The sequence below is a fragment of the Amycolatopsis pittospori genome, assembly GCF_013870525.1.
In the GTDB taxonomy this organism is placed as follows: Bacteria; Actinomycetota; Actinomycetes; order Mycobacteriales; family Pseudonocardiaceae; genus Amycolatopsis; species Amycolatopsis pittospori.
This window is the reverse complement of the sequence record NZ_JACBXD010000028.1, coordinates 1-19,026: the sequence shown is the minus strand read 5'-3', so window position 1 is coordinate 19,026 and position 19,026 is coordinate 1. Positions and strand designations below refer to the sequence as shown.

The following is a 19,026-nucleotide window of genomic DNA, read 5'->3' as shown; positions in this document are numbered from 1 at the left end:
GACGTCCGTGCGAAGGCGTGGTTGCGCACCCGTACGGAGCGGTCAGACGGGCGGACCGCCGGGGCGGGTGAGCGCGTGGAGGGGCGCGCACCAGGGCTGCCCGGCCCGGGTGATGCGGGCGGCGGGCCAGAAGATCCTGGTGTCGGCGGGATCCGCGGTGCCCCGCTCGGGCAGCAGCAGACCGGCGAGTTCCGCGGTCAGGGCCTGGTGCTGGTCTTCGGTGAGGTTCTGCTGATGCGAAAGCAGGTGGAGCAGCTCGACCGCGAGCCCGGTGGACAGGGCGCCGACGTTGTCGAGCAGCCACTGCGGGATCCAGCGCGCCGTGAGTTCGTCGCCCGCCTGGAGCAACTGCTCGGCGACGCGGTCCGCGGGCGCCCCCGTACCCGCCATGGTGGAGGCGATCTCCTGGTGCAGCATGGTGCGGATGGCGGGTGGGGTGTTCGCGGCGAAGACCGACCGCACCAGCGGGACCCGGAACCGCAGACGTTCCCCTTCGGTCTCCAGCACGCGCGCGGCCAGCGCCACTTCGACGGTTTCGACGAGTTCCCGCAGATCGCGTCCGGTGACACCGGCCAGGTCGGCGACCGTGAACGACGAGCCGAGCAACGCGGCCGAGGTCAGCATTCGCTTGCAGGATACGGAAAGTGTGGTGAGGTGATCTTCGACCAGGGAGACGACGCGCGCGTGCGGCGCGCCGGTGATGTCGCGGCCGGCGGCGAACTCGGCGAAGAGTTCGCACAGGTACGCGGCGTTGCCGACGGTGTACTCGGCGGCGAAACCGAGCACGTCTTCGCCCGGGTCCCTGGCCAGCGTCTCCTCTGCAAGCGCTTCCACGGTCGGCCCGTCGAACGGCGGGAGCGAGACGATCTCGCCGTCGAGCCGCGAACGGAGGACATCGAGTGTGCGGCGCTGGGGGAGTGGCCGTGCGGAACCGATCAGCAGCAGCGGCAGGTGTTCGGCGAGCCGGTGGAGCCGCTGCCAGGCGAGCAGGCTTTCCTCGTCGGCCCAGTGCAGATCCTCGAAGACGAGCACCTGCGGCCCGTGCGCGCACAGATCGGTGACCGTCCTGGCGAGACTGTCGAGCGCTTCGCCGCCGAGGCAGTCGGCGATCAGGCTGAGCGGGACCGCGCTGGTGAGTTCGTCGGCCACGACCCAGCGGGTGTGCTTCTTCGCCGGGGCGAGGGCTTCCGCGAGCAGCGCGCTCTTGCCGCTGCCCGCCTCGCCGTCCACCCACACGGTGCCGCCGCGGCCGTCGGTGAGCAGGGCGGACAGGTGGTGGCGCACGCGGCGCAGCTCGAACTCGCGGCCCACGAAGACGGACGGAGGCTCCGGCAGGGCGCGCGCGAGCCGGTGCCGTTCCGGCCGGTCCTGGTGGTGCAGCGTCGGATCGCCGTCCACCACCCGCTGTCGCAGGGACAGCAGTTCCGGGCCGGGTTCGAGGCCGGACTGCTCGATGATCGTCTCGCGGGCGCGGTCGAACGCGGTCAGCGCCTCGGCCTGGCGGCCGGACCGGAACAACGCGGTGATCAGCATGCGGTGCAGGCCTTCGCGTAACGGATGCCGCTCGACCAGGACGGCCAGCTCACCGGCGAGTTCGCGGTAGCCGCCCAGGTCCAGCGCGACCTCGGCCTGACGCTCGAGCGCGTACATGCGCAGTTCGTTCAGCCTGGCTCGCTGGGTTTCGGCGAACGGCCCGGGGATCCCGTTCAGCGCGGAGCCCCGCCACAACCCGAGCGCGATCCGCAGCGACTCCAGCTCCAGATGATGCGAACCGGTGAGCCGGTGGCCGCGGGCCCGCTCCAGTTCGGCTTCGAAGACGTGGACGTCCACCTGCTGCTTCGGCAGGTCGAGGCTGTAACCGGCCCGGGTGGCGACGAGCGGCTCGCCCGCCGGCTCCAGCGCGCGGCGCAGCGCGGACACGTAGGTGTAGACGATGCCGGTCGCGCTGTGCGGCGGCTGCTCGCCCCAGACGGCGTCGATGATCTCCTTGCGGGAGACGAAGTGACCGGCGCGCAGGGCGAGTGCGGCGAAGACCGCTTGCCGCTGAGCGGGACCGAGGGCGATCTCGCCGGTGCCGCACCAGGCGGGGGGACCGCCCAGCAGTCGCACCGTCAGCGAGGGAACCTCGTCCATGACCTGCCGCCTGTGCGTCCGACTTCCGAAACGATCACCATCTCCGTCGAAAGCCTAGTCGCGGCGATCCGGGTTTCGCAATCAATCGGGCAGGCATCGTGTGGGTTTCGGCCGCAGGTCACGAGACGTCCTCGGGTCTTGCCTGCACAGTTCGGATTCCCGCTGCTCATCGCCGGGAAAGCGGGCGTGGTTGGCTGCCCGTTCATGTGGTTTTCAGGGTTCGTACAGGTGAGGGGCGAGGGGGCAAAGCCCGGCGTTCGCCCGGGCAGAAAGTGGTTTCCCGCTGGTCCGTGCCCGGTACCGCTGTGCATGCTGTGAGGGTCCACCAGTGAAAGTAGGCCGGTTGCGGTGAGTCAGGCACAGGAGCGGTCCGCCGGCGACGTCCTGCTCGACCTCGCCTACAGCGGCCGAGTGGTGCTCGACGCCGACGAGGCGGAGGAGCGCGTCGCCGAATTGCGCCGCACGCTGGCGTTCGGCTACGCCCGGCTGGCCGATCCGGATTTCGACGGCCACGAGGGCAGGCTCCGCGAGGTCCTGGGCGAATTGCCCAAGTACGTCGAAGCGTTTCAGCTGGCCACGAAGTCCTTCACGCCTCGTTGAGAACTCGTGGAGAGTTCGTGAAGAGCTCCTTCGCAGACTGTGTCCCATCCGACTGGGGCCGCGGATCAAGCGGAGGGGACAGAGGTGGACACGGAAACGCGAGAGATCACCGTCGCTGTGCGGGCGCCGGACCCGATCACCGCCGCCGGGCTGGCCAGCCAGCTCGGCGCGCAACCGGGCATCGAGGTCCGTGACTGGGAGCAACGCGCCGAGACCGACGTGCTGGTGTTCGCCGCCGAATGGCTGACGCCCGAGACGGTGCTGTGGCTGCGACGGCTGGCCGCCGAGGTCGGCAAACCCGTGGTGCTCGTGGTGAGCCAGATCGGCGAGGCCGAGCTGGTGCCCGCGATCGAATGCCGGGTCGTGGCGGTGCTGCCGCGTTCGGCGACCACCGGCGAACGGCTGGCGCACGCGGTCCGCGCGGCGGCCTCCGGTGGCGGGGTCCTCCCGCCGAGCCTTCTCGGCGAACTGCTCAAGCACGTCGAGCGCCTGCAGCGCGAGGTGCTGGACCCGATGGGCGTCAACACCGCCGGGCTCACCACACGGGAGATCGACGTGCTGCGCCTGATGGCCGACGGGATGGACACCGTCGAGATCGCCGGCGAACTCAGCTACTCCGAGCGCAGCGTCAAGCACATCATCCAGGGCATCACCGGACGGCTGAACCTGCGCAACCGGCCGCACGCCGTCGCCTACGCGGTGCGCGCGGGCGTCATCTAGGAGCGTGTCGTCCGTCTGATCACGTGTCCCGTCCGTCTGATCACGCGTGACGTCCATCTGTACCCCGCTCGGTGGTCGCCACTGGACGGCATACGTGATCGGACGGACGACTCTCGTGATCGGACGGACGGCACTTGTGATCGGACGGACGGCACCAGGGCGCGGCTAGATCAGCCCGGCGCGGATGGCCGCGGCCACCGCGTGGGACCGGTTCCGCAACGCCAGCCGATGCTGGGCCTGGTGCAGGATGTTCTTGATGGTGCGCTGGGAATAGCCCATCTCCGAGCCGATCTCGGCGGTGTCCTTGCCCTCCGAGATCAGCCGGAGTACCCGGATCTCGCGTTCGTCGAACAGGGCGGGCCCGTCCGGTCTGCCCGCCAGTGACTCGTACTCGGCCGAGAGCCGTCGCGGCGAGCTTTCGGCCGCCGTGCGCGCGGCCAGGATCTCCGTGATCAGCCGCTCCTCCCGTGCCGCCCGGTACGGGAGGAGGACGCGGACACCCGCCGCCACCGCCGAGCGGTAACCCGGCGCGGGCAGCGGCCCGGCGATCAGCACCACGGGCAGCGAGCCCTGTTCGGCCACCGCCTGCCCGAGCACCGGGAGCTCGTGCCCGCCCGGATCCTCCGCGGCCACCAGGACGTCCGCGTCGCGTGGCACCACCTCGAGTACGGCGGTCCGGGTGAGCATGCCGACGAGGCCGGACCGGGTCAGCGGATCGGCCGCGTACACGGCCACCCGGACACCCAAAGCACTCACGAGGCGTATCCACCGTTCAGCAGGGTCGTGGCGAGTTCGATCCGGGACCGGTGATCCATCCGCGTGGCGAGCCTGCTCAACCGCCTTTCCACGCTCTTTTCGTTCGTCCGCAACGCTTTCGCGAGTTGCTCGTTCGTCAGGCTTTCCCCGGCCAGCAACACCAGCAGACGCTCGTTCTCGGCGGCCGTCTCCTGCTGCCCGGGGATCGGGATCTCGTGCTCCCGCATCAGGCCCCGCAGGCGCGCACGGTAGAACAACGCGTCCACCGAGCCGAGCACCTCGTAAACCTCAAGGAGCACCTTGGGATCGGCCGCACCGTGCCGTACCAGGCGCTCGGCCACGATCGCCAGCTCCAGCGGATGCGCGCGTTCTTGGGCCAGCCACAGGCATTCTTCACCCGTTTCCCGGCCGAGGCAGGCGCGGACCAGATGCCGGTGGACCAGGACCCGCCCACTCGGCAAAGCGGACGCGAGGTCTTCCAAAGCGTCGAGTGCCTTCTTCGCCTTGGCCCGGTCGTTGCCCAGGAGGGCCAGTTCGGCGAGGTCGGCCCAGGCGATGTCCGTGCCGACGGAGAGTCCGCAGGTGGCCGCCCGCAGGCGGTTGCCGGCGCGGTCGATCTCGCCGAGCGCGCCGTCGACCCGGGCTTCCGCGATGTCGAGCAGATGCGCCAGGGGCGGCGCCGTCGCGCGGGCGGCGGTCAGCAGCTCTCGCGCGGCGGTGAACCGTCCCTGCGACACCAGGACCGACACGGTGGACAGATGCATGGCGGACGAACCGATGTCGTGGCCGCGCCTCGAACGGTCGGCGACACTCCGGTGGGCCAGGTCGACCGCTCGGGGGAAATCGCCGCGCAGGGCGGCGAGCATCGAACGCTCGCTGTCGTGCAGCCTGTTCTCGGGGAACTTCTCGTCGGAGAGCAGCTTTTCCGCGCGCGCCCGCTCGCCGAGCACCAGTAGTGCCGCCGTGTAGGAGCCGATCTGATCCGCCCGGTGCCGCCGCTCGGTCCGCAGCGGCCAGCGTTCCCGTTCGGTCAGGTTCACGCCGAACCGCGCGGGCCTGCCCGTCCAGAGTTCGGCCAGGCCTGCGAAGAGTCCGCCCAGCCTGGCGGAGACCCGCGACTCGGTGCGCCACGAGTCGTCCTCAGCCAGGAGTTCGGCCGCTTCGGCCCACCGGTCCAGCAGGCTCAGCGCGATCGCGCTCGACGTCACCGACCAGTCCGGCGGGTTCGAGGCGATCCTCGTCAGTTCGGCGGTGCCGCCGGAGTTGTGCAGCGCCCGGATCGCCATGGACTGGACTTCCTGTGCGGCACCGGCGGAAAGGCGATCGGGGTATTCCTCCAGCAACCGCCGGGATCCCGCGAGGGTCTGTTCGTGATCGCCGTGCAGGGAGCACCACGTGGTGTGGAGGAGGGTCACCGCCGCACGCTGTCCCCGGTTCTCGGTCAGCTCGACGGCCGCGCGCAGCCACTGCACGCCACGTCCGCTCTGGTCGCCGGGCAGCGTGGACGCGATGCCCAGTAACTGGCTGAGCGCGCGTCGCGGATCGACCAGCTTGCCCGCTTCGGCGAGCCGGTCGGCGAGGAAGTACGGATCGGTCGTGCGCGCCTTCCCTTCCCACAGCGCGGTGACGGCGGCCGCGGAGAACCGGCGGCGCTCGAACGGCCCGAGTTCGGCGATCAGCGCGGAAGCCACCACCGGCACGGTGAAGCGCCAGGTCCGGCCTCGATGCAGCACGCCGTCGGCGCGCAGGTCCTCCAGCATCGCCGACGTCTTGGCGGGATCCTGTGCCAGGACTTCGCTGATCAGCGCGGGCATCGCCTCGCCGAGCGGATGCAGGACGGCGGCGGCTTTCGCCACGGCGAGCTTTTCCGGGGCCAGTCCGACGGACCGCAGCGGCGCCGGGGCGCCGGGAACGAGGTACGCGCGCCGGTCGACGATCCGGATCGCGCCTTCCGCGCGCAGCAGGTCCAAAGCCTGACGCAGCGCCGCGGGCACGCCCCTGCTGAGTTCGTGCAGACGGTTCCTCAGCGTCTTGCTCGGAACGGCGCCCAAGGCCTCGGCGACCGGCCGCGTGAGCTCGTCGACCTTCAGCGGTAACAGCCGTACCGGAAGCACCAGGCCCTCGGCGCGCAGTCGCCGGACGGTGGCCAGTCGTTCGGCCGCGTCGCGAACCGGAGTGCGGGTAGCGCAGATCAACCGGGCGGAGGTGCAGTCCAGACGTCGGATCAACGTCTCCAGCGCGGCGAGGGTGTCGTGGTCGATCCACTGGGTGTCGTCGAGCAACAGCACGTTCCCGCCACCGCGCGGGATCGTCGTGGCCGCCGCCCGCACGGCCACCCCGGCATCGCCCTCCGCGGTGAAGCGCAGGGTCGAGACGCGGTAGCCGGCCGCGGACAGTCGCTCGTGCAGCCGGGCCAGCAGCGTGGACCGGCCGACACCGGCGGGGCCGGTCACCCACACACAAGGGGAGGCCGCGCTGGTGACGTGCTCCAGGATCTGCTCGGTCACCTTGTCCACGACCACCATCTTGAGCCGCCACCGCCTCCGTATCGCCGCTCCGGGCAGGTCTTGCCCGTAAGGACGGAGCGTCGGCCTGAAAGCCGGGCTACGGCTCGGTGAGCGCGGTCTCGCCCGGCGTCAGCGAGTTCGGCGGCAGGCTCCCCCCGGTCGCCGTCGCGAGGTCCGCTCCCGCCACCCGTCGCGGCGCGGATTTCGCCGTGACCGGTCCTTTGTGGACGTTACGATTTCAGGCCGCGAGCGGACCGAAAACGAGGGTTCCCGGCGCTTCGGCGTCGTCGCCGGCCCAGAACTCCAGCCACAACGAGGCGAACTCTTCCCGCGACAGCTTGCCGTCGCCGTCGGAGTCCAGCAGCGGGAACGTGGCGTCGGTGTCGGTGGGGCGGCCGTTCCAGGCCTCGATCAGCCGGCGGTACTCCGCCGCGGAGATCAGGTCGTCCCGGTTCTCGTCGATCGCTTCGAACATCGCGTCGGCCGTCGCGATCACGGCCTGCGGCATTTCCGGCAGCTTGTCGACCACCAGCAGGACCTCGTCGAGCGTGACCTTGTTGTCGCGGTCGACGTCGGACGCCTCCAGCAAGGTCGCCCACCAGCTCAGCATGATGCCGGTCAGGCGCTGCTCGTCGCCCGGCTCCCGCAGTCGCGCCCAGCGCGCGGCGAGTTCCTGGAAGTCCCGCTCCTCGAGGAAACCGTCCCCGTTGACGTCCATCGCCGAGAAGACACCCGAGATCTTGCGCCGCTGCAAGTCGCTTGCCATGCGAAAGACGATAGGGCCGGACGTCGTAGCCGCATATCGGCCATTCAGATCACCACGGATCCACGAAAGGGGGATGGGACGTCACGGTTCGCCGACCACCATGGTGCCGTCACGATCATGGAACGGAAATAGGGTCACGACGTTCTATATGGCGGCACCCCGTGAAGCCCGGCAAAATGAACCGGTGACGGAATCGAGGACCGGAAACGACGCGGACAGCGGCGGCGTCGCGCTGGAGGGCGGCGACGAGACGGCCGTGCTGAACGTGTCCGGCGCCCTGGACCTGGCCCTCGCGCCCCGACTGCGCCTGATGGTCGAGCGGGCCTTCCGGCTGAAGCCGCGGGTCATGGTCGTCGACCTGACGGCGGTCGACTTCCTCGCGTCGGCGGGAATGGCGGAACTGGTCCGAGCGGACCGGCTGTGCGCGGGGACGACGCAGGTCCGGGTCGTGGCGGGCAGCCGGGTGGTACTGCGGCCCCTCGAGCTGACACGGCTGACCGACGAACTGGCCGTGTATCCGACGCGGACAGCGGCACTGGAGGCCTGATGGATTCCAGCGCCGGGCCGACGACGGTCGCGGAGGTCGTCGGCCGCTGTTTCCTCGGCGACGACGGAGAGCCTGTCACTGTCGAAACCCGGCGCCGGATCGTGGCCAGCATCGAGGAAGCCGTGTCCCCGCTCGTCGAGCTGATCGACCGCCTGCGCACCGAGGCCGCGCTGATCGACGGGCTGCATTCGGTCGGCCGCCGCCTGACCTCCCAGCTCGACATCGACCGGATCGTGCAGGACGCGACGGATTCCGCGACGAAGGCGACCGGTGCGGATTTCGGCGCGTTCTTCTACAACCTCGTTGACCAGTTCGGCGAGTCCTACACGCTCTACACGTTGTCGGGTGTTCCTCGCGAAGCGTTCTCCAAGTTCCCGATGCCGCGCAACACCGAGATCTTCGCGCCCACCTTCGACGGCGTCGGCACCGTCCGCAGCGACGACATCGTCCAGAACCCCGGCTTCGGCAAGAACGCGCCGTACTACGGCATGCCGGAGGGGCACCTCCCGGTGCGCAGCTACCTGGCGGTGCCGGTGCTGAGCCCGACCAGCGGCAAGGTCCTCGGCGGTTTCTTCTTCGGCCACGCCGAGCCGGGCCGGTTCACCGAACGGCACGAGTACCTCGCCGAAGGCATCGCCGGCTACAGCGCGATCGCGCTGGACAACGCGCGGCTCTACGAGCAGGAGCGCACCCTCGTCGCGGAACTGTCCCGCAGCATGTTGCCGGACGTGCCCGAAATCCCCGGCCTGCGGATCATCACCCGCTACCTGCCCGCCGCCACCGGCATCAACATCGGCGGCGACTGGTTCGACGTCATCCGGCTGCCGTCCGGGCGCACCGCGTTCGTCATCGGCGACGTCGTCGGGCACGGGGTGGCCGCGGCGACCGTGATGGGCCAGACCCGGACGGCCATCCGCTCGTACGCCCTGCTGGAGCTGTGTCCGTCGGATCTGCTCCGGCATGTCTCCCAGCTGACCGAGCCCGGATTCGTCACCTGCTTCTACGCGGTTCACGATCCGGAGGACCACTCGCTGACCTACGCGAACGCGGGACATCTGCCCGCTTTGCTGAAAGATCCGGACGGCCGGATCGAACAGATCGGCGAGGCACTCGCGGCGCCGCTGGGGGTCGGCGTCGAATTCCCGCAGCGGACGACCAGTTTCCCGCCGGGCGCCGACCTGGTGCTGTACACCGACGGCCTGGTCGAGAGTCCCGCACGCGACCTCACCCTGGGCATCGGCCGCCTGCTCGACGCGTTCCTCGCGTTCGGCGACCGGCTCGGCGCGGCGGCCGCCTGGGACGATCTCATCAAGGAGATCACCCACAATCGGCACGACGACGACATCGCCGTGATCCACGTCCATCACACGACAGGCGGCGAAGAATGAAGCACGTTTCGGCCCCGGTGCCGCAAGAGTTCCGGGATCGGGTACCCGCCGAGGCCGGACGGCTCGTCGGACTCCGCAAGCAGCTCGCCGAGTGGCTCGCCGGACTCGGCGTGGACGGGGAACGGCGCGAGGACATCGTCCTGGCGAGCAACGAGGCGCTGGCCAACTCGGCCGAGCACGCCTACCGCGACGAGGCGGACGGCGTCATCGAAATTCACGCCACCTCCAGCCGGAACGAGATCAAGGTGGTCGTCACCGACTACGGCGCCTGGAAGCCCGCGGATACGGAGGACACCATCCGCGGCCGAGGACTGCTGCTGATCGACCGCCTCGCCGACCAGGCCGCGTGCGAGTACCGGGGCGACGGCACCACGGTGACCATGAGCTGGCTGACCGGAGGGCCGACATGAGCGGCGAGTTCGTCATCCTCGGCACGACCGACGTCGAACGCGCCGCCCATGCCTATTGCCCCGTTTGCCATCCGGATCCCGGACGCGGCGACCTGGTCACCGCGCTGTGCGGCGCCACCCATCCCTTCTGGGGCCGTCGCGACCGGCCGGTGAACAACTGCCCGGCGTGCGAGGCCTTCGCCGCGAAGACCGTCTACGCGTGCGGCCACACGGGGAACGAGCGTTGACGGCGGGCTGTTAGATTTCGCGGCATTTGGGGTACTAGATCGGCACGAGCTCCCCCGAGAGTCGTAAAAGAACTGGAGGTCCCCGTGTCCACCGAACAGGCCGCGAGAGCCGACGCCCAGGTCGAGGTGCTGACTCTGGACGTGGGCGGCGACCTGACCGAACTGGCGCGGGTCCGGGCCTGGGCGCGCAAGGAACTCGGCGACCTCGCCGAAGACGACCTCATGGACACGATCCTGGTTCTGGACGAGCTCGTGTCCAACGCGCTGCGGCACGGGAAACCGCCGCAGCAGGTGCGTCTGCTGAGGCGACCCGGCCGGCTGCGGATCGAGGTCGACGACTCCGGCAAGACGCCCGCGGTCCCGCGCCGGTCGTCGGTGAACGGCGGTCGCGGACTGGCGCTGATCGAGGCGTGCAGTGTTGCTTGGGGTCAGGACCACCGAGACGACGGCAAGACGGTGTGGGCGGAACTCGGCTACGGCCGCGACGCCTGATCGCTCCCGGTATCTCAACCGAGGACCGGCGCCAGCCGTTGAAGGAGCCAACCAGCACACCAGCGGGATTCGGAGTCCTTGGGGTCGATCGCCTCCTTCGCCAGTTTCATCCCGAGCCCCTTCGGATCCGGGGCGGTCGTCGGATCGTCGGCAACTTGGAGTGAGGTCGGCCAGTCCCATTGCATGAGCCGGGAAACCTCGGACGCGAGGCACAGCTTCCGTACCTTCGGGTCCGAGTCGAGGGCTCGCACTACGACTTCAGCGTTCTCCCTGCCCGGCAGGAAGCCGAGGATGGAGATCGCGTTCGCTCGCAGAGTTGACGTCTTCCCGTCAAGCGCCCAAGTGCGGAAGTGGCCGATAGCGGTCTCGGACAAGTTCGGGCAGATCGCGGCATCGATCGAACTCGAAGTCGGTCCTTGAGCGAAGACGTCGGGGTCACCCGCTTCGACGGCCACGAGGACGCGCTCACGCTCCTGCGGCGTGTCGAGCCTGATCAGTCGGGGGTGAACGAGGTCCGGGCGCTTCATGCCGTCTCCTAGTACTCGCTCATACGCGGTCAGCACCTCCAGCGTAACGGCCTTCTTTCCCGTCTCCACCAGCCCGAGGTACGCCTTGGTGTACCTGGTGGCCTTCGCCATCTCTGATAGGGACAGCTTCATGTAGAGGCGAGCCGCGCGGAGCTTCGCGCCCGTAGGTTCGCTGATCTCTGCTGTAGTAGACACCAGTAGACCCCTCACCTGTTCCCCTCACGCCCGGTAACGACGATGCTACTCGGCGAGGCAAGGCGAGCGAGGCGTGGAAGTCGAGCGGACTTCGCGAGCGCGAACGAGCGTCGAAACTCATTCCAAAACGTTTCCGCTGCCGCGACGTTGCGTTCCTGAGCGCTGGGGTGGCCGGATTCAAGGTAATCGACATGGCGAGCGCATGGTTACGAAAAGGAGAGGGAATGAAAACCGCCGTTCAGGAATTCGTAGGGCAGGGTCTCATCTCGCAAGATCTGTTCAGTCGCCTCGTAAAACGCATCGCCGGGGAGAACGATCTCCCCTGGGGCATGCGGAGAGGATCATGGACCAGGCGCTGGCCTTCCTCGGAGCGTGCGCGGACTCGTCTGAGCAACTGGCGCCCAGCGATACGGTGGACATCGGGTGGCACACTTTCATCCTCTACACGCGTGACTATGCGAGATTCTGCGAAAGAGTCGCAGGGCGATTCCTGCACCACGTCCCGAACGATGGGAAGCGCATCGCCCGTGATCCGGAGCGGATGACCGACCGCACGGTCGACGCCATCCGACAGGCCGGCTACGTGGTCGATCTGCCGCTGTGGAAGGCATCGGCGAAATGCAATCAGTGCAGCGAAGGTTGCACTCACTCCAGTGGTGACACCGGGTGCCACCATCATCCGGTCCGCACTGATACGGTCCCGGCGTGATGCGGCGATATGGTTGGGACGACTTGCCCGGCGCTGTCAAGGCGGCAGTGCACCCGCATGTCGGCGCGACCTTCGATGTCCGAGAGGTCGAGCAAGGTCAGAACAACGATTTCGCCCTGGTGCTCCGCTCCGGCGAATCCGACCTTTTTCTCAAGGGCGTCAAGGGCATCAGCCCGAGGATGCGCTGGCTGCGGAACGAGTCGGAAGCGGGCGCTTTGGCTCCCGGCCTCGCCCCGGATGTTCGGTTCAGCGAAGATGTCGACGCAGAGACCCCTTGGCTCGTGGTCGGATTCGAGTACGTTGACGGCCGCCCTGCCGACCTCTCGCCGAGCTCTGACGATCTGGCCATTGTCGCGGCGACCTTGGAAAGGATCAGCACGCTTCCAGGCGGGTCGGTACAACCATTGAGCAAGCGGTGGGGGACAGCTGACTGGTGGCAGAAGCTGGCAGCCGAGACCGAGGATGAGGATTTCGACTGGGACATCGTCGAGCTGACCGATCGGTGCCGGAGCATCCCCGAGATGGTCAAGGGTGACGCTTTGGTCCACACGGACCTGCACGAGCACCAGTTCGTGATCGATGACGATGGCGAGACGACTCGCGTAATTGATTGGGGTCGTCCGGCCTCGGGCGCGGCTTGGATCGACACCGCGTTCCTCGTGGTGCGTCTGATCGCGGCCGGACATGATCCCCGAGATGCGGAGGAGTGGGCGGCCACGGTCCCAGCATGGGAGACTCGGTCCGAGGACGCCGTGACGGCATTCGCCTGCTACGTCGCAGGGCTGTGGGGCTACCGTGCCGCCACCTCGCCGTTTCCCGGGGCGACCAGGTTACGACTCGCCGCCGCCGACTACACCAGGTATCGGCTCAGGCTGTAGGAAATCCGACATTTGCCTCGACGTGTGGCCATCGACTACCCATCGGTATGCGCCTATGAGGCTAAACGTGTCCGTCGCCACCCGTCCAAAATCGCTTCGCAGGTTTCCGCTCTTCGACGCCGGGTAACCCTGAGGTAGCGGACAACGAATGGAGGCCCGATGAACGACAAAGCCGAGAACAAGGTCGACGAACTCAAGGGCAAGGCGAAGGAAGCCGTCGGGAACGCCACGGACAACGAGCAGTGGCAGGCCGAAGGCAAGGCCGAGCAGGGCAAGGCCAACGTGAAGCAGGCCGGCGAGAAGCTCAAGGACGCCGTGAAGGGCGTCACGGACAAGAACTGACCGTAGGGCCAAGAAAAAGGGGTTCGCCTGGACTGGGCGGACCCCTTTTTGGCGTTCAGCCGATGCGATATCCGGCCTTCGGCACGGTGGCGATCAAGGGCGGCGAAAGCAGTTTCCGCCGGAGGCTGGTCAAAAGGACGTCGAGGACGTTCGAAGCGGGATCGGCCTGTTCGTCCCAGCCCGCCCGGATGAGGTCGTCCCGCGAAACCGCGTGCCCCGCGTTCTCCAGCAGACACCGCAGGACGGCGAATTCCGTGCGGGTCAGGCTCAACAGCACGCCACCGCGCCGGACTTCGTGCCGGCCGGTGTCCAGTTCGAGGTCGGCGACGCGGAGTACCGGGGGTGGCGCGACCCCGCCGCGGCGGCAAAGGCTGCGTACGCGGGCCACCATTTCCGCGATGGCGAAAGGCTTTTCGAGATAGTCGTCGCCCCCGCGCCGCAGGCCGGCGACCCGCTGATCGGGGTCGCGGAGCGCGGTCAGGAACAGTACCGGGGTCGCCCAGCCCGTGGCGCGTTTCCGCTCGACGTAGTCCAGTGAATCGCCGCCGGGGAGTATCCGGTCGAAGACGGCGCAATCGTATTCGTTGACGAACAGCGCCTCGTCCGCCGCGCGGAGATCGCCGACGGCGTCGACGGCGAATCCGGCCGAGCGCAGCGACGAGTGCACCGACGTCCGTAGGGCTTCGTCGTCCTCGATGACCAGGATCCGCACTCGCTCACGGTAGCGTCCTGTCACGGAGGGATGCCATGAACGCGCGAGTGCTGGTCGTCGAGGACGACGCGGACATCCGGCTTGCCGTGGTGACCGAGCTGCGGGCGGCCTCGTTCACGGTGGACGCCGCGGGTTCGCTGGCGGCCGCCGCGAACGTGCTCGCCGCGGCGGGCGAGCCGTTCGCGTGCGCGGTCTTCGACCGGATGCTGCCCGACGGCGACGCCGCGGGATTCGTCGACGAGCGCAGGCGGCGAGGCTGGGCCGTGCCGGTGTTGTTCCTGACCGCGCTGGACTCGGGCAGCGCCCGCGTCGAGGGTTTCGAACACGGCGGGGACGACTACGTGGTCAAACCGTTCGTGATGGCGGAACTGCTGGCCCGCGTGACGAACCTGTGCCGCCGCCAGGGTGGAAGGCCGCCGGTGCTGCGCCACGCCGACCTCGAAGTGGACTTCGCGCGCTGTGAGGTCCGCCGAGCCGGCGTGCTGCTCTCCTTGAGCAACCGGGAGTTCGCGATCCTCGAATACCTCGCGACCCGGCCGGGTATGGCGGTGTCGCGCGCGGACCTCATCGAGCACTGCTGGGACCTCGAGAACGAGCCGATGGCGAACGTCGTCGACGCCGTGGTCAAACGCCTGCGCCGCAAGCTGGGCCAGCCCGATCCGGTGGAGACGGTGCGCGGGATCGGATACCGGCTCTCGTGACGGACTCCTCGACCGGCCATCTGCGCGGTCTGCGCCGTCTCCTGACGTTGCTGTTCACCGCGATGAACGCGTTCGGCCTGGTGGTGCTGGCCTGGCTGGTGATCCAGGCCGACGCGGATCAGGGCAGACAGCGGCTCGACAGCGACGTCCGGCAGACCGCGGCCACACTGGCCAGGCTGATCACCGCGAACGGCGGTTCGATCGTCACCGCCTACATCGGCACCGACACGGTCAACGACCAGTGCCCGCGGTTCGCCGTCCTCCCCGGCAGCGCTCCGAGGTTCGAGCCGTATCGCGGGAAGCGCGAGTGCGTGGCCGTGGACGACGCGCTGCTGAACCGGCTCGCGACCGAGGCGACGAGCCTGAACCGGTCCAAGACCGGCTACGAGACCACGGCCGAGGGCAGGTCCGTGTACGTCTCGGCCGATCCGATCCAGGACCTCCAGGGGCAGATCGTCGGCGCCGTCGTCGTGGTGGCCGACGCGGAAGGCGTCCAGGACCAGCACGACGAGTGGGTCTGGCTGGTGATCGGCGGCTGCGTGCTGCTGGTGCTCGGACTCGGCGCCGCCGGTTACGCCATCGCCGGCCGGGCGATGCGCCCGGCCACCGCCGCGCTGGAACAGCAGAAGTCGTTGCTGGACGGCGTTTCCCAGCTTCTCGACGGCGTCGTCCACGACCTCAAGACCCCGGTGGCGGGTCTGCGCGCCCTCGCCGAAACGGCTTCGCGGAACCCCGCCGAACAGGCCGAGATGTTGCCGAGGACGATCCGCCTGGCTTCGATGATGGGCGACATCATCGACCTCTGGCCGAAACGAGCGCGCGTCACCGCCGGGGTCGACGAGCTGACCATCGGCCCGCTCATGCTCGATCAGCTGGTCGAGATGGTCGTCGAGGATCTGCCCGCCGACGACGCGAGGATCGCGGTCACCACCGTCCCGACCCGGGTCGACGGCGACGCGACACTGTTGCGGCGCGCGATCGCGAACCTCATCGGCAACGCGCTGAGCCACGGCCGCGAGCCGGGCGAGGTGGCCGACATCCAGGTCACCGTGCTCGACGGCCGGGTGCTCATCGCCGATCGCGGCCCGGGTGTGGACCCGGAGGGAGCGGCCGCGTTGTTCGAGCGGTTCGTCAGCGGGGGCGGGTCCACCGGGATCGGCCTGGCCGTCGTCAAATGGGTGGCCGACGTCCACGGCGGCACGCTGCGGGTCTACAACCGCGACGAGGGTGGCGCGATCTTCGAGCTCGCCCTGCCGGTCAGCGGCCCCTGACCTCGGCGGGGACCGGTCCCGGCCCCGGCGAGGGATGCTTCCTGTCCGAAGGCACCGTTCGGAGGGGAAACGATGAACCAGCCGGCAGCGACCGCGGTCTACCGGGCCGTCGCCGAGAACGTGCAGCGCGTGCTGCGCGGGAAACCCGACGTCGTCCGGCTGGCGATCGCCGCCTTGCTCTCCGAGGGGCATCTGCTGATCGAAGACGTCCCCGGGCTGGGGAAGACGACGCTGGCCCGCTGCCTGGCGCGCAGCATCGGCGGGAGCTGGAACCGCATCCAGTTCACCCCCGACCTGCTGCCCGGCGACGTCACCGGAGTCATGGTCTACCACCAGAACAACGAGAAGTTCGAGTTCCACCCCGGCGGCATCTTCGCCAACATCGTGCTGGCCGACGAGATCAACCGCGGCACCCCGAAGACGCAATCCGCGTTGCTCGAAGTGATGTCGGAGCGGCGCGCGACGGTCGATTCGGTGCCGCACGACGTGCCGCATCCCTTCCTGGTGATCGCCACCCAGAACCCGATCGAGATGGAGGGCACCTACCGGCTGCCCGAAGCCCAGCTCGACCGCTTCATGATGCGGATCTCCGTCGGCTACCCCGATCACGACGCCGAGGTGCGGGTGATCATGAGCGACTGCGCGCGGGTCAGCCCGGACGAACTCGAGCCGGTGGTGGATCTGGAGATCCTGCGCCGTGCCATCGACCAGGTGAGGGACGCCTATCTGGACCCGGCGATCTGCTCGTACGCGGTCCGGCTGGCCGCCGCGACCCGGGACCACGCGTCGGTCCGCTACGGCGCGAGCCCACGCGGGAGCATCGCGCTCGTCCGCGCGGCACAAGGGATCGCGGCCACCGACGGCCGGAACTACGTGACGCCGGATGACATCAAGGCCGTCGCGAAACCGGTGCTGGCGCATCGCCTGGTGCTCACCGCCGACGCCGAACTCAATCAGCGGCCGGCCACCGAGATCGTCGACGAGGCCCTGGCGGCGACGCCGGCGCCGGCCGTCAACGCGGTCTGAGCCGTGGGCGCTTCCGGACGTTTCCGCGCGCGGATGCCGATCGCGATGATCGTCTCGGGCACCGTCGCGCTGGTCGGGATCGCGGTCACCGGCGGGGCGAAACCGCTGGTCGGCCTGGACCTGGCGCAGACGGGGCACTGGATCTACAACTCCGCGCTGGGTTCGGCCTTCCACGTCGACGGCTCGGGCAAGCAGGCCGACGCCCAGGTTTCGCTGCCCGGCGCCGATCCCGGCAGCCGGGTCGTGCAGGGACCGACGCAGGGGTACGCCGTCTCGCCGTCGAAGACCATCGAGTTCGGGAAGTCGACGCTTTCGGTCGAGAACAGCACGCCGTCGCCCGCGAACGAATGGCCCGCGACCGTCGAGACCAAGGGCGGCCCGTACGCGGTGTACCGCGAATCGGGCATCGTGGTCCGGCTCGGCGAGGGGATGGCGCGGATCCCGGTCGGCGGCAGGCTGGGCGATCCGGTGGCGACCGCCGACGGACGGCTGTGGCTGCACCAGATCGACAACGGGTTGCTGTGCGAACTCGCGCCCGGCGCCGACCGCGTCTCGTGCCCGATCGCGATTCCGGGCAGGCACAAGGGATCCCTGGTGGTCACCGCAGCCGGTCCGGTGTTCGTGGACAACGACGACGACACCGTGCGCGGGGTTTCGTCGGCGGGCTTCGGCGAGTCCGTCCGGCTCGGCGTGGACGTGCCGGACACCGCTGTCGCGGCCTCCACCGACGTCGATGGCAAGCTCGCGATCCTGGACCGGGCGGGAGCGCGGCTGTATCTGGTCGGTTCCGGAAGTCCGGTCACCGTTCCCTTGCCACCCGGTGATTACGCGGGTCTCGCGTCGTCCGGTTCGGTGGTCGCCCTGGTGGACAAGGGAAACCGCACGTTGCGCACCTTCGACGGCGCGGGCCGCGCGAAGGAGAACAGGCCGATTCCGGGCGGTGCCGAGCATCCGCCGGTCCGCGGTCCGGATTCCCGGGTCTATGTGGACGGTGCCGACGGCGCGCACGTACTCGTCGTCGATCAGGACGGCGCGGTCAACGAGGTTCCCGTGACCGGGGTTCCGAAGCCCGCGGACGAACCGAACCCGGTGACCCCGCCGACGCCGGACAAGCCGGCCGACAAGCCCGCAGACAAGCCCATAGACAAGCCGGCCGACAGACCGGCCGTGCCGGTGCAGCCGAAACCCCAGCCGCAGCCGGTGATCCCGGCGAGCCCGCCGGGCGCGCCGCGTTCGGTGAGCGCGACCCCCGGAGACGGTGCCGCGACGGTGAAGTGGGGCGCGGCCGCGGCCAACGGCGCGACGGTCAGCGGATACCGGATCTCTTGGGCGGGCGGGGAGAAGACGGTCGGTGGCGGAGTCCGGACGACGTCGATCGCCGGGCTGGCCAACGGGACCGCGTACGCCTTCACAGTGACCGCGACGAACCGGGCGGGCACGGGTCCCGGCGCCACTTCGGGCGCGGTGACCCCGCGATCGAACGTCAACCCGCCGGGCGCGCCCACCGGGCTCGATGTCCGCATCAAGACGGGGGACACCGACGCGAACGTGACCTGGAACGCCGCCGCGGCCAACGGTTCGCCGGTCACCGCGTACCACGTCTCCTGGCGGCGGGCGGACGGTTCCGGCGCCGGTTCGGCGAGGGTGACGGGCCGGTCGCGGCTGATCCCCGGCATCGGGATCGAGCAGCCGATCACCGTCACCGTGGTCGCGGAGAACGCTGCCGGTCGCGGTACTCCCGCACAGGTCACGAAGTCGAGCGGCGATCAGCCCGCCGACCGGAGCATCGTCATCTCGCGCGGCGCCGACACCACGGCGGATCTGTGTGACCCGCCCATCTGCGGGCTGATCCACATCGTGATGACCGGGTTCACCCCCGGCAAGACCGTGTCGGTCACCTGCGTCACCGACGACGGCGTGCACGGCAGCAAGTCCAAGCGGATCGGACCGGACGGGAAGCTGACCTTCGAGGAGTTCCCGCAGGGCACCGAAGGTCGCAACGTGTGGATCCGTGCCGACGGCGTCGAATCGAAGAAACTGGTCTGGAAGTAGCGATGCGGCCGACTCGACGCGGAACCGGGCTGCTGATCGCGGCCGTGCTGTTCTACGGCTTGGGCGA

General features: G+C 69.2%; 20 protein-coding genes. 14 read left to right on the top strand and 6 right to left on the bottom strand.

Annotated features, from left to right (window positions below; translation table 11 throughout):
• Positions 1-42: 42 nt before the first annotated feature.
• Entirely contained in the window at positions 43-2,133 is a 2,091-nt protein-coding gene (locus H5J31_RS17800; RefSeq protein WP_181773707.1) for a BTAD domain-containing putative transcriptional regulator, read from the bottom strand.
• A 348-nt stretch (positions 2,134-2,481) separates the two neighbouring features.
• On the opposite strand from H5J31_RS17800, the gene H5J31_RS17795 reads away from it, so the two are divergent.
• A complete protein-coding gene (locus tag H5J31_RS17795; protein WP_181773706.1) occupies positions 2,482-2,733 on the top strand; it encodes a hypothetical protein in 252 nt (83 codons plus the stop codon).
• Between the two features lie 84 nt (positions 2,734-2,817).
• Positions 2,818-3,453 (top strand): helix-turn-helix transcriptional regulator, encoded by a 636-nt coding sequence (locus H5J31_RS17790; protein ID WP_181773705.1) that lies wholly within the window; start codon positions 2,818-2,820, stop codon positions 3,451-3,453.
• Between the two features lie 165 nt (positions 3,454-3,618).
• On the opposite strand, the gene H5J31_RS17785 is transcribed toward H5J31_RS17790, so the two are convergent.
• From H5J31_RS17785 to H5J31_RS17775, 3 genes are all read right to left on the bottom strand, one after another.
• A complete protein-coding gene (locus tag H5J31_RS17785) occupies positions 3,619-4,209 on the bottom strand; it encodes a helix-turn-helix transcriptional regulator (RefSeq protein WP_181773704.1) in 591 nt (196 codons plus the stop codon).
• Positions 4,206-6,734 (bottom strand): hypothetical protein, encoded by a 2,529-nt coding sequence (locus H5J31_RS17780; protein WP_207898198.1) that lies wholly within the window; start codon positions 6,732-6,734, stop codon positions 4,206-4,208. Before H5J31_RS17780 ends, H5J31_RS17785 begins: the two co-directional genes overlap by 4 nt.
• A gap of 220 nt (positions 6,735-6,954) precedes the next feature.
• Positions 6,955-7,482, bottom strand: a complete 528-nt coding sequence (locus tag H5J31_RS17775; protein WP_181773702.1) for an EF-hand domain-containing protein — start codon at positions 7,480-7,482, stop codon at positions 6,955-6,957.
• Between the two features lie 184 nt (positions 7,483-7,666).
• Between H5J31_RS17775 and H5J31_RS17770 the strand changes: the two genes are divergently transcribed.
• The 5 genes from H5J31_RS17770 to H5J31_RS17750 all read left to right on the top strand — a co-directional run bounded on the left by H5J31_RS17770 (position 7,667) and on the right by H5J31_RS17750 (position 10,546).
• Positions 7,667-8,029 (top strand): STAS domain-containing protein, encoded by a 363-nt coding sequence (locus H5J31_RS17770; protein WP_328701526.1) that lies wholly within the window; start codon positions 7,667-7,669, stop codon positions 8,027-8,029.
• Positions 8,029-9,417, top strand: a complete 1,389-nt coding sequence (locus H5J31_RS17765; RefSeq protein ID WP_181773700.1) for a PP2C family protein-serine/threonine phosphatase — start codon at positions 8,029-8,031, stop codon at positions 9,415-9,417. Before H5J31_RS17770 ends, H5J31_RS17765 begins: the two co-directional genes overlap by 1 nt.
• On the top strand, positions 9,414-9,827 hold the full coding sequence (locus H5J31_RS17760; protein WP_181773699.1) for an ATP-binding protein: 414 nt from the start codon (positions 9,414-9,416) through the stop codon (positions 9,825-9,827). The genes H5J31_RS17765 and H5J31_RS17760 overlap by 4 nt, the downstream gene beginning before the upstream one ends.
• The gene (locus H5J31_RS17755; RefSeq protein WP_181773698.1) at positions 9,824-10,054 is read left to right on the top strand and encodes a hypothetical protein; all 231 of its coding nucleotides are present in this window, start codon (positions 9,824-9,826) and stop codon (positions 10,052-10,054) included. Before H5J31_RS17760 ends, H5J31_RS17755 begins: the two co-directional genes overlap by 4 nt.
• Positions 10,055-10,138: 84 nt before the next feature.
• Entirely contained in the window at positions 10,139-10,546 is a 408-nt protein-coding gene (locus tag H5J31_RS17750; RefSeq protein WP_181773697.1) for an ATP-binding protein, read from the top strand.
• A gap of 14 nt (positions 10,547-10,560) precedes the next feature.
• Here H5J31_RS17750 and H5J31_RS17745 read toward each other — a convergent pair whose 3' ends face one another.
• Positions 10,561-11,268: a helix-turn-helix domain-containing protein gene (locus tag H5J31_RS17745; protein WP_181773696.1), complete on the bottom strand. Its 708-nt coding sequence runs from the start codon at positions 11,266-11,268 to the stop codon at positions 10,561-10,563.
• Positions 11,269-11,611: 343 nt separating this feature from the next.
• Here H5J31_RS17745 and H5J31_RS17740 point away from each other — a divergent pair, with 343 nt between their 5' ends.
• From H5J31_RS17740 to H5J31_RS17730, 3 genes are all read left to right on the top strand, one after another.
• Positions 11,612-11,977 carry a glycine-rich domain-containing protein gene (locus H5J31_RS17740; RefSeq protein WP_236005190.1) on the top strand — a complete coding sequence of 122 codons (366 nt, stop codon included), beginning with the start codon at positions 11,612-11,614 and terminating at the stop codon, positions 11,975-11,977.
• Positions 11,977-12,855, top strand: a complete 879-nt coding sequence (locus H5J31_RS17735; protein ID WP_181773767.1) for a phosphotransferase — start codon at positions 11,977-11,979, stop codon at positions 12,853-12,855. Before H5J31_RS17740 ends, H5J31_RS17735 begins: the two co-directional genes overlap by 1 nt.
• 159 nt (positions 12,856-13,014) lie before the next feature.
• Complete coding sequence (locus H5J31_RS17730; protein ID WP_181773695.1) at positions 13,015-13,197, top strand: CsbD family protein; 183 nt, start codon at positions 13,015-13,017, stop codon at positions 13,195-13,197.
• Positions 13,198-13,252: 55 nt separating this feature from the next.
• Here H5J31_RS17730 and H5J31_RS17725 read toward each other — a convergent pair whose 3' ends face one another.
• Positions 13,253-13,909 (bottom strand): response regulator transcription factor, encoded by a 657-nt coding sequence (locus H5J31_RS17725; protein WP_181773694.1) that lies wholly within the window; start codon positions 13,907-13,909, stop codon positions 13,253-13,255.
• A 35-nt stretch (positions 13,910-13,944) separates the two neighbouring features.
• Between H5J31_RS17725 and H5J31_RS17720 the strand changes: the two genes are divergently transcribed.
• The 4 genes from H5J31_RS17720 (at position 13,945) to H5J31_RS17705 (ending at position 18,959) form a co-directional block, all read left to right on the top strand.
• Positions 13,945-14,610 (top strand): response regulator transcription factor, encoded by a 666-nt coding sequence (locus H5J31_RS17720; protein ID WP_181773693.1) that lies wholly within the window; start codon positions 13,945-13,947, stop codon positions 14,608-14,610.
• Positions 14,607-15,881, top strand: coding sequence for a sensor histidine kinase (locus H5J31_RS17715; protein ID WP_328701525.1), 1,275 nt, complete (start codon positions 14,607-14,609; stop codon positions 15,879-15,881). Before H5J31_RS17720 ends, H5J31_RS17715 begins: the two co-directional genes overlap by 4 nt.
• 72 nt (positions 15,882-15,953) lie before the next feature.
• On the top strand, positions 15,954-16,907 hold the full coding sequence (locus H5J31_RS17710) for an AAA family ATPase (RefSeq protein WP_181773692.1): 954 nt from the start codon (positions 15,954-15,956) through the stop codon (positions 16,905-16,907).
• Between the two features lie 3 nt (positions 16,908-16,910).
• Positions 16,911-18,959, top strand: a complete 2,049-nt coding sequence (locus tag H5J31_RS17705; RefSeq protein ID WP_181773691.1) for a fibronectin type III domain-containing protein — start codon at positions 16,911-16,913, stop codon at positions 18,957-18,959.
• Positions 18,960-19,026: the final 67 nt, after the last annotated feature.

Coding starts and splice junctions, on each gene's coding strand:
- H5J31_RS17800 (WP_181773707.1), bottom strand. CDS start 2,133: ATGGACGAGGTTCCCTCGCTGACGGTGCGACTGCTGGGCGGTCCCCCC.
- H5J31_RS17780 (WP_207898198.1), bottom strand. CDS start 6,734: ATGGTGGTCGTGGACAAGGTGACCGAGCAGATCCTGGAGCACGTCACC.
- H5J31_RS17775 (WP_181773702.1), bottom strand. CDS start 7,482: ATGGCAAGCGACTTGCAGCGGCGCAAGATCTCGGGTGTCTTCTCGGCG.
- H5J31_RS17765 (WP_181773700.1), top strand. CDS start 8,029: ATGGATTCCAGCGCCGGGCCGACGACGGTCGCGGAGGTCGTCGGCCGC.
- H5J31_RS17760 (WP_181773699.1), top strand. CDS start 9,414: ATGAAGCACGTTTCGGCCCCGGTGCCGCAAGAGTTCCGGGATCGGGTA.
- H5J31_RS17755 (WP_181773698.1), top strand. CDS start 9,824: ATGAGCGGCGAGTTCGTCATCCTCGGCACGACCGACGTCGAACGCGCC.
- H5J31_RS17740 (WP_236005190.1), top strand. CDS start 11,612: ATGGACCAGGCGCTGGCCTTCCTCGGAGCGTGCGCGGACTCGTCTGAG.
- H5J31_RS17735 (WP_181773767.1), top strand. CDS start 11,977: ATGCGGCGATATGGTTGGGACGACTTGCCCGGCGCTGTCAAGGCGGCA.
- H5J31_RS17730 (WP_181773695.1), top strand. CDS start 13,015: ATGAACGACAAAGCCGAGAACAAGGTCGACGAACTCAAGGGCAAGGCG.
- H5J31_RS17720 (WP_181773693.1), top strand. CDS start 13,945: ATGAACGCGCGAGTGCTGGTCGTCGAGGACGACGCGGACATCCGGCTT.
- H5J31_RS17710 (WP_181773692.1), top strand. CDS start 15,954: ATGAACCAGCCGGCAGCGACCGCGGTCTACCGGGCCGTCGCCGAGAAC.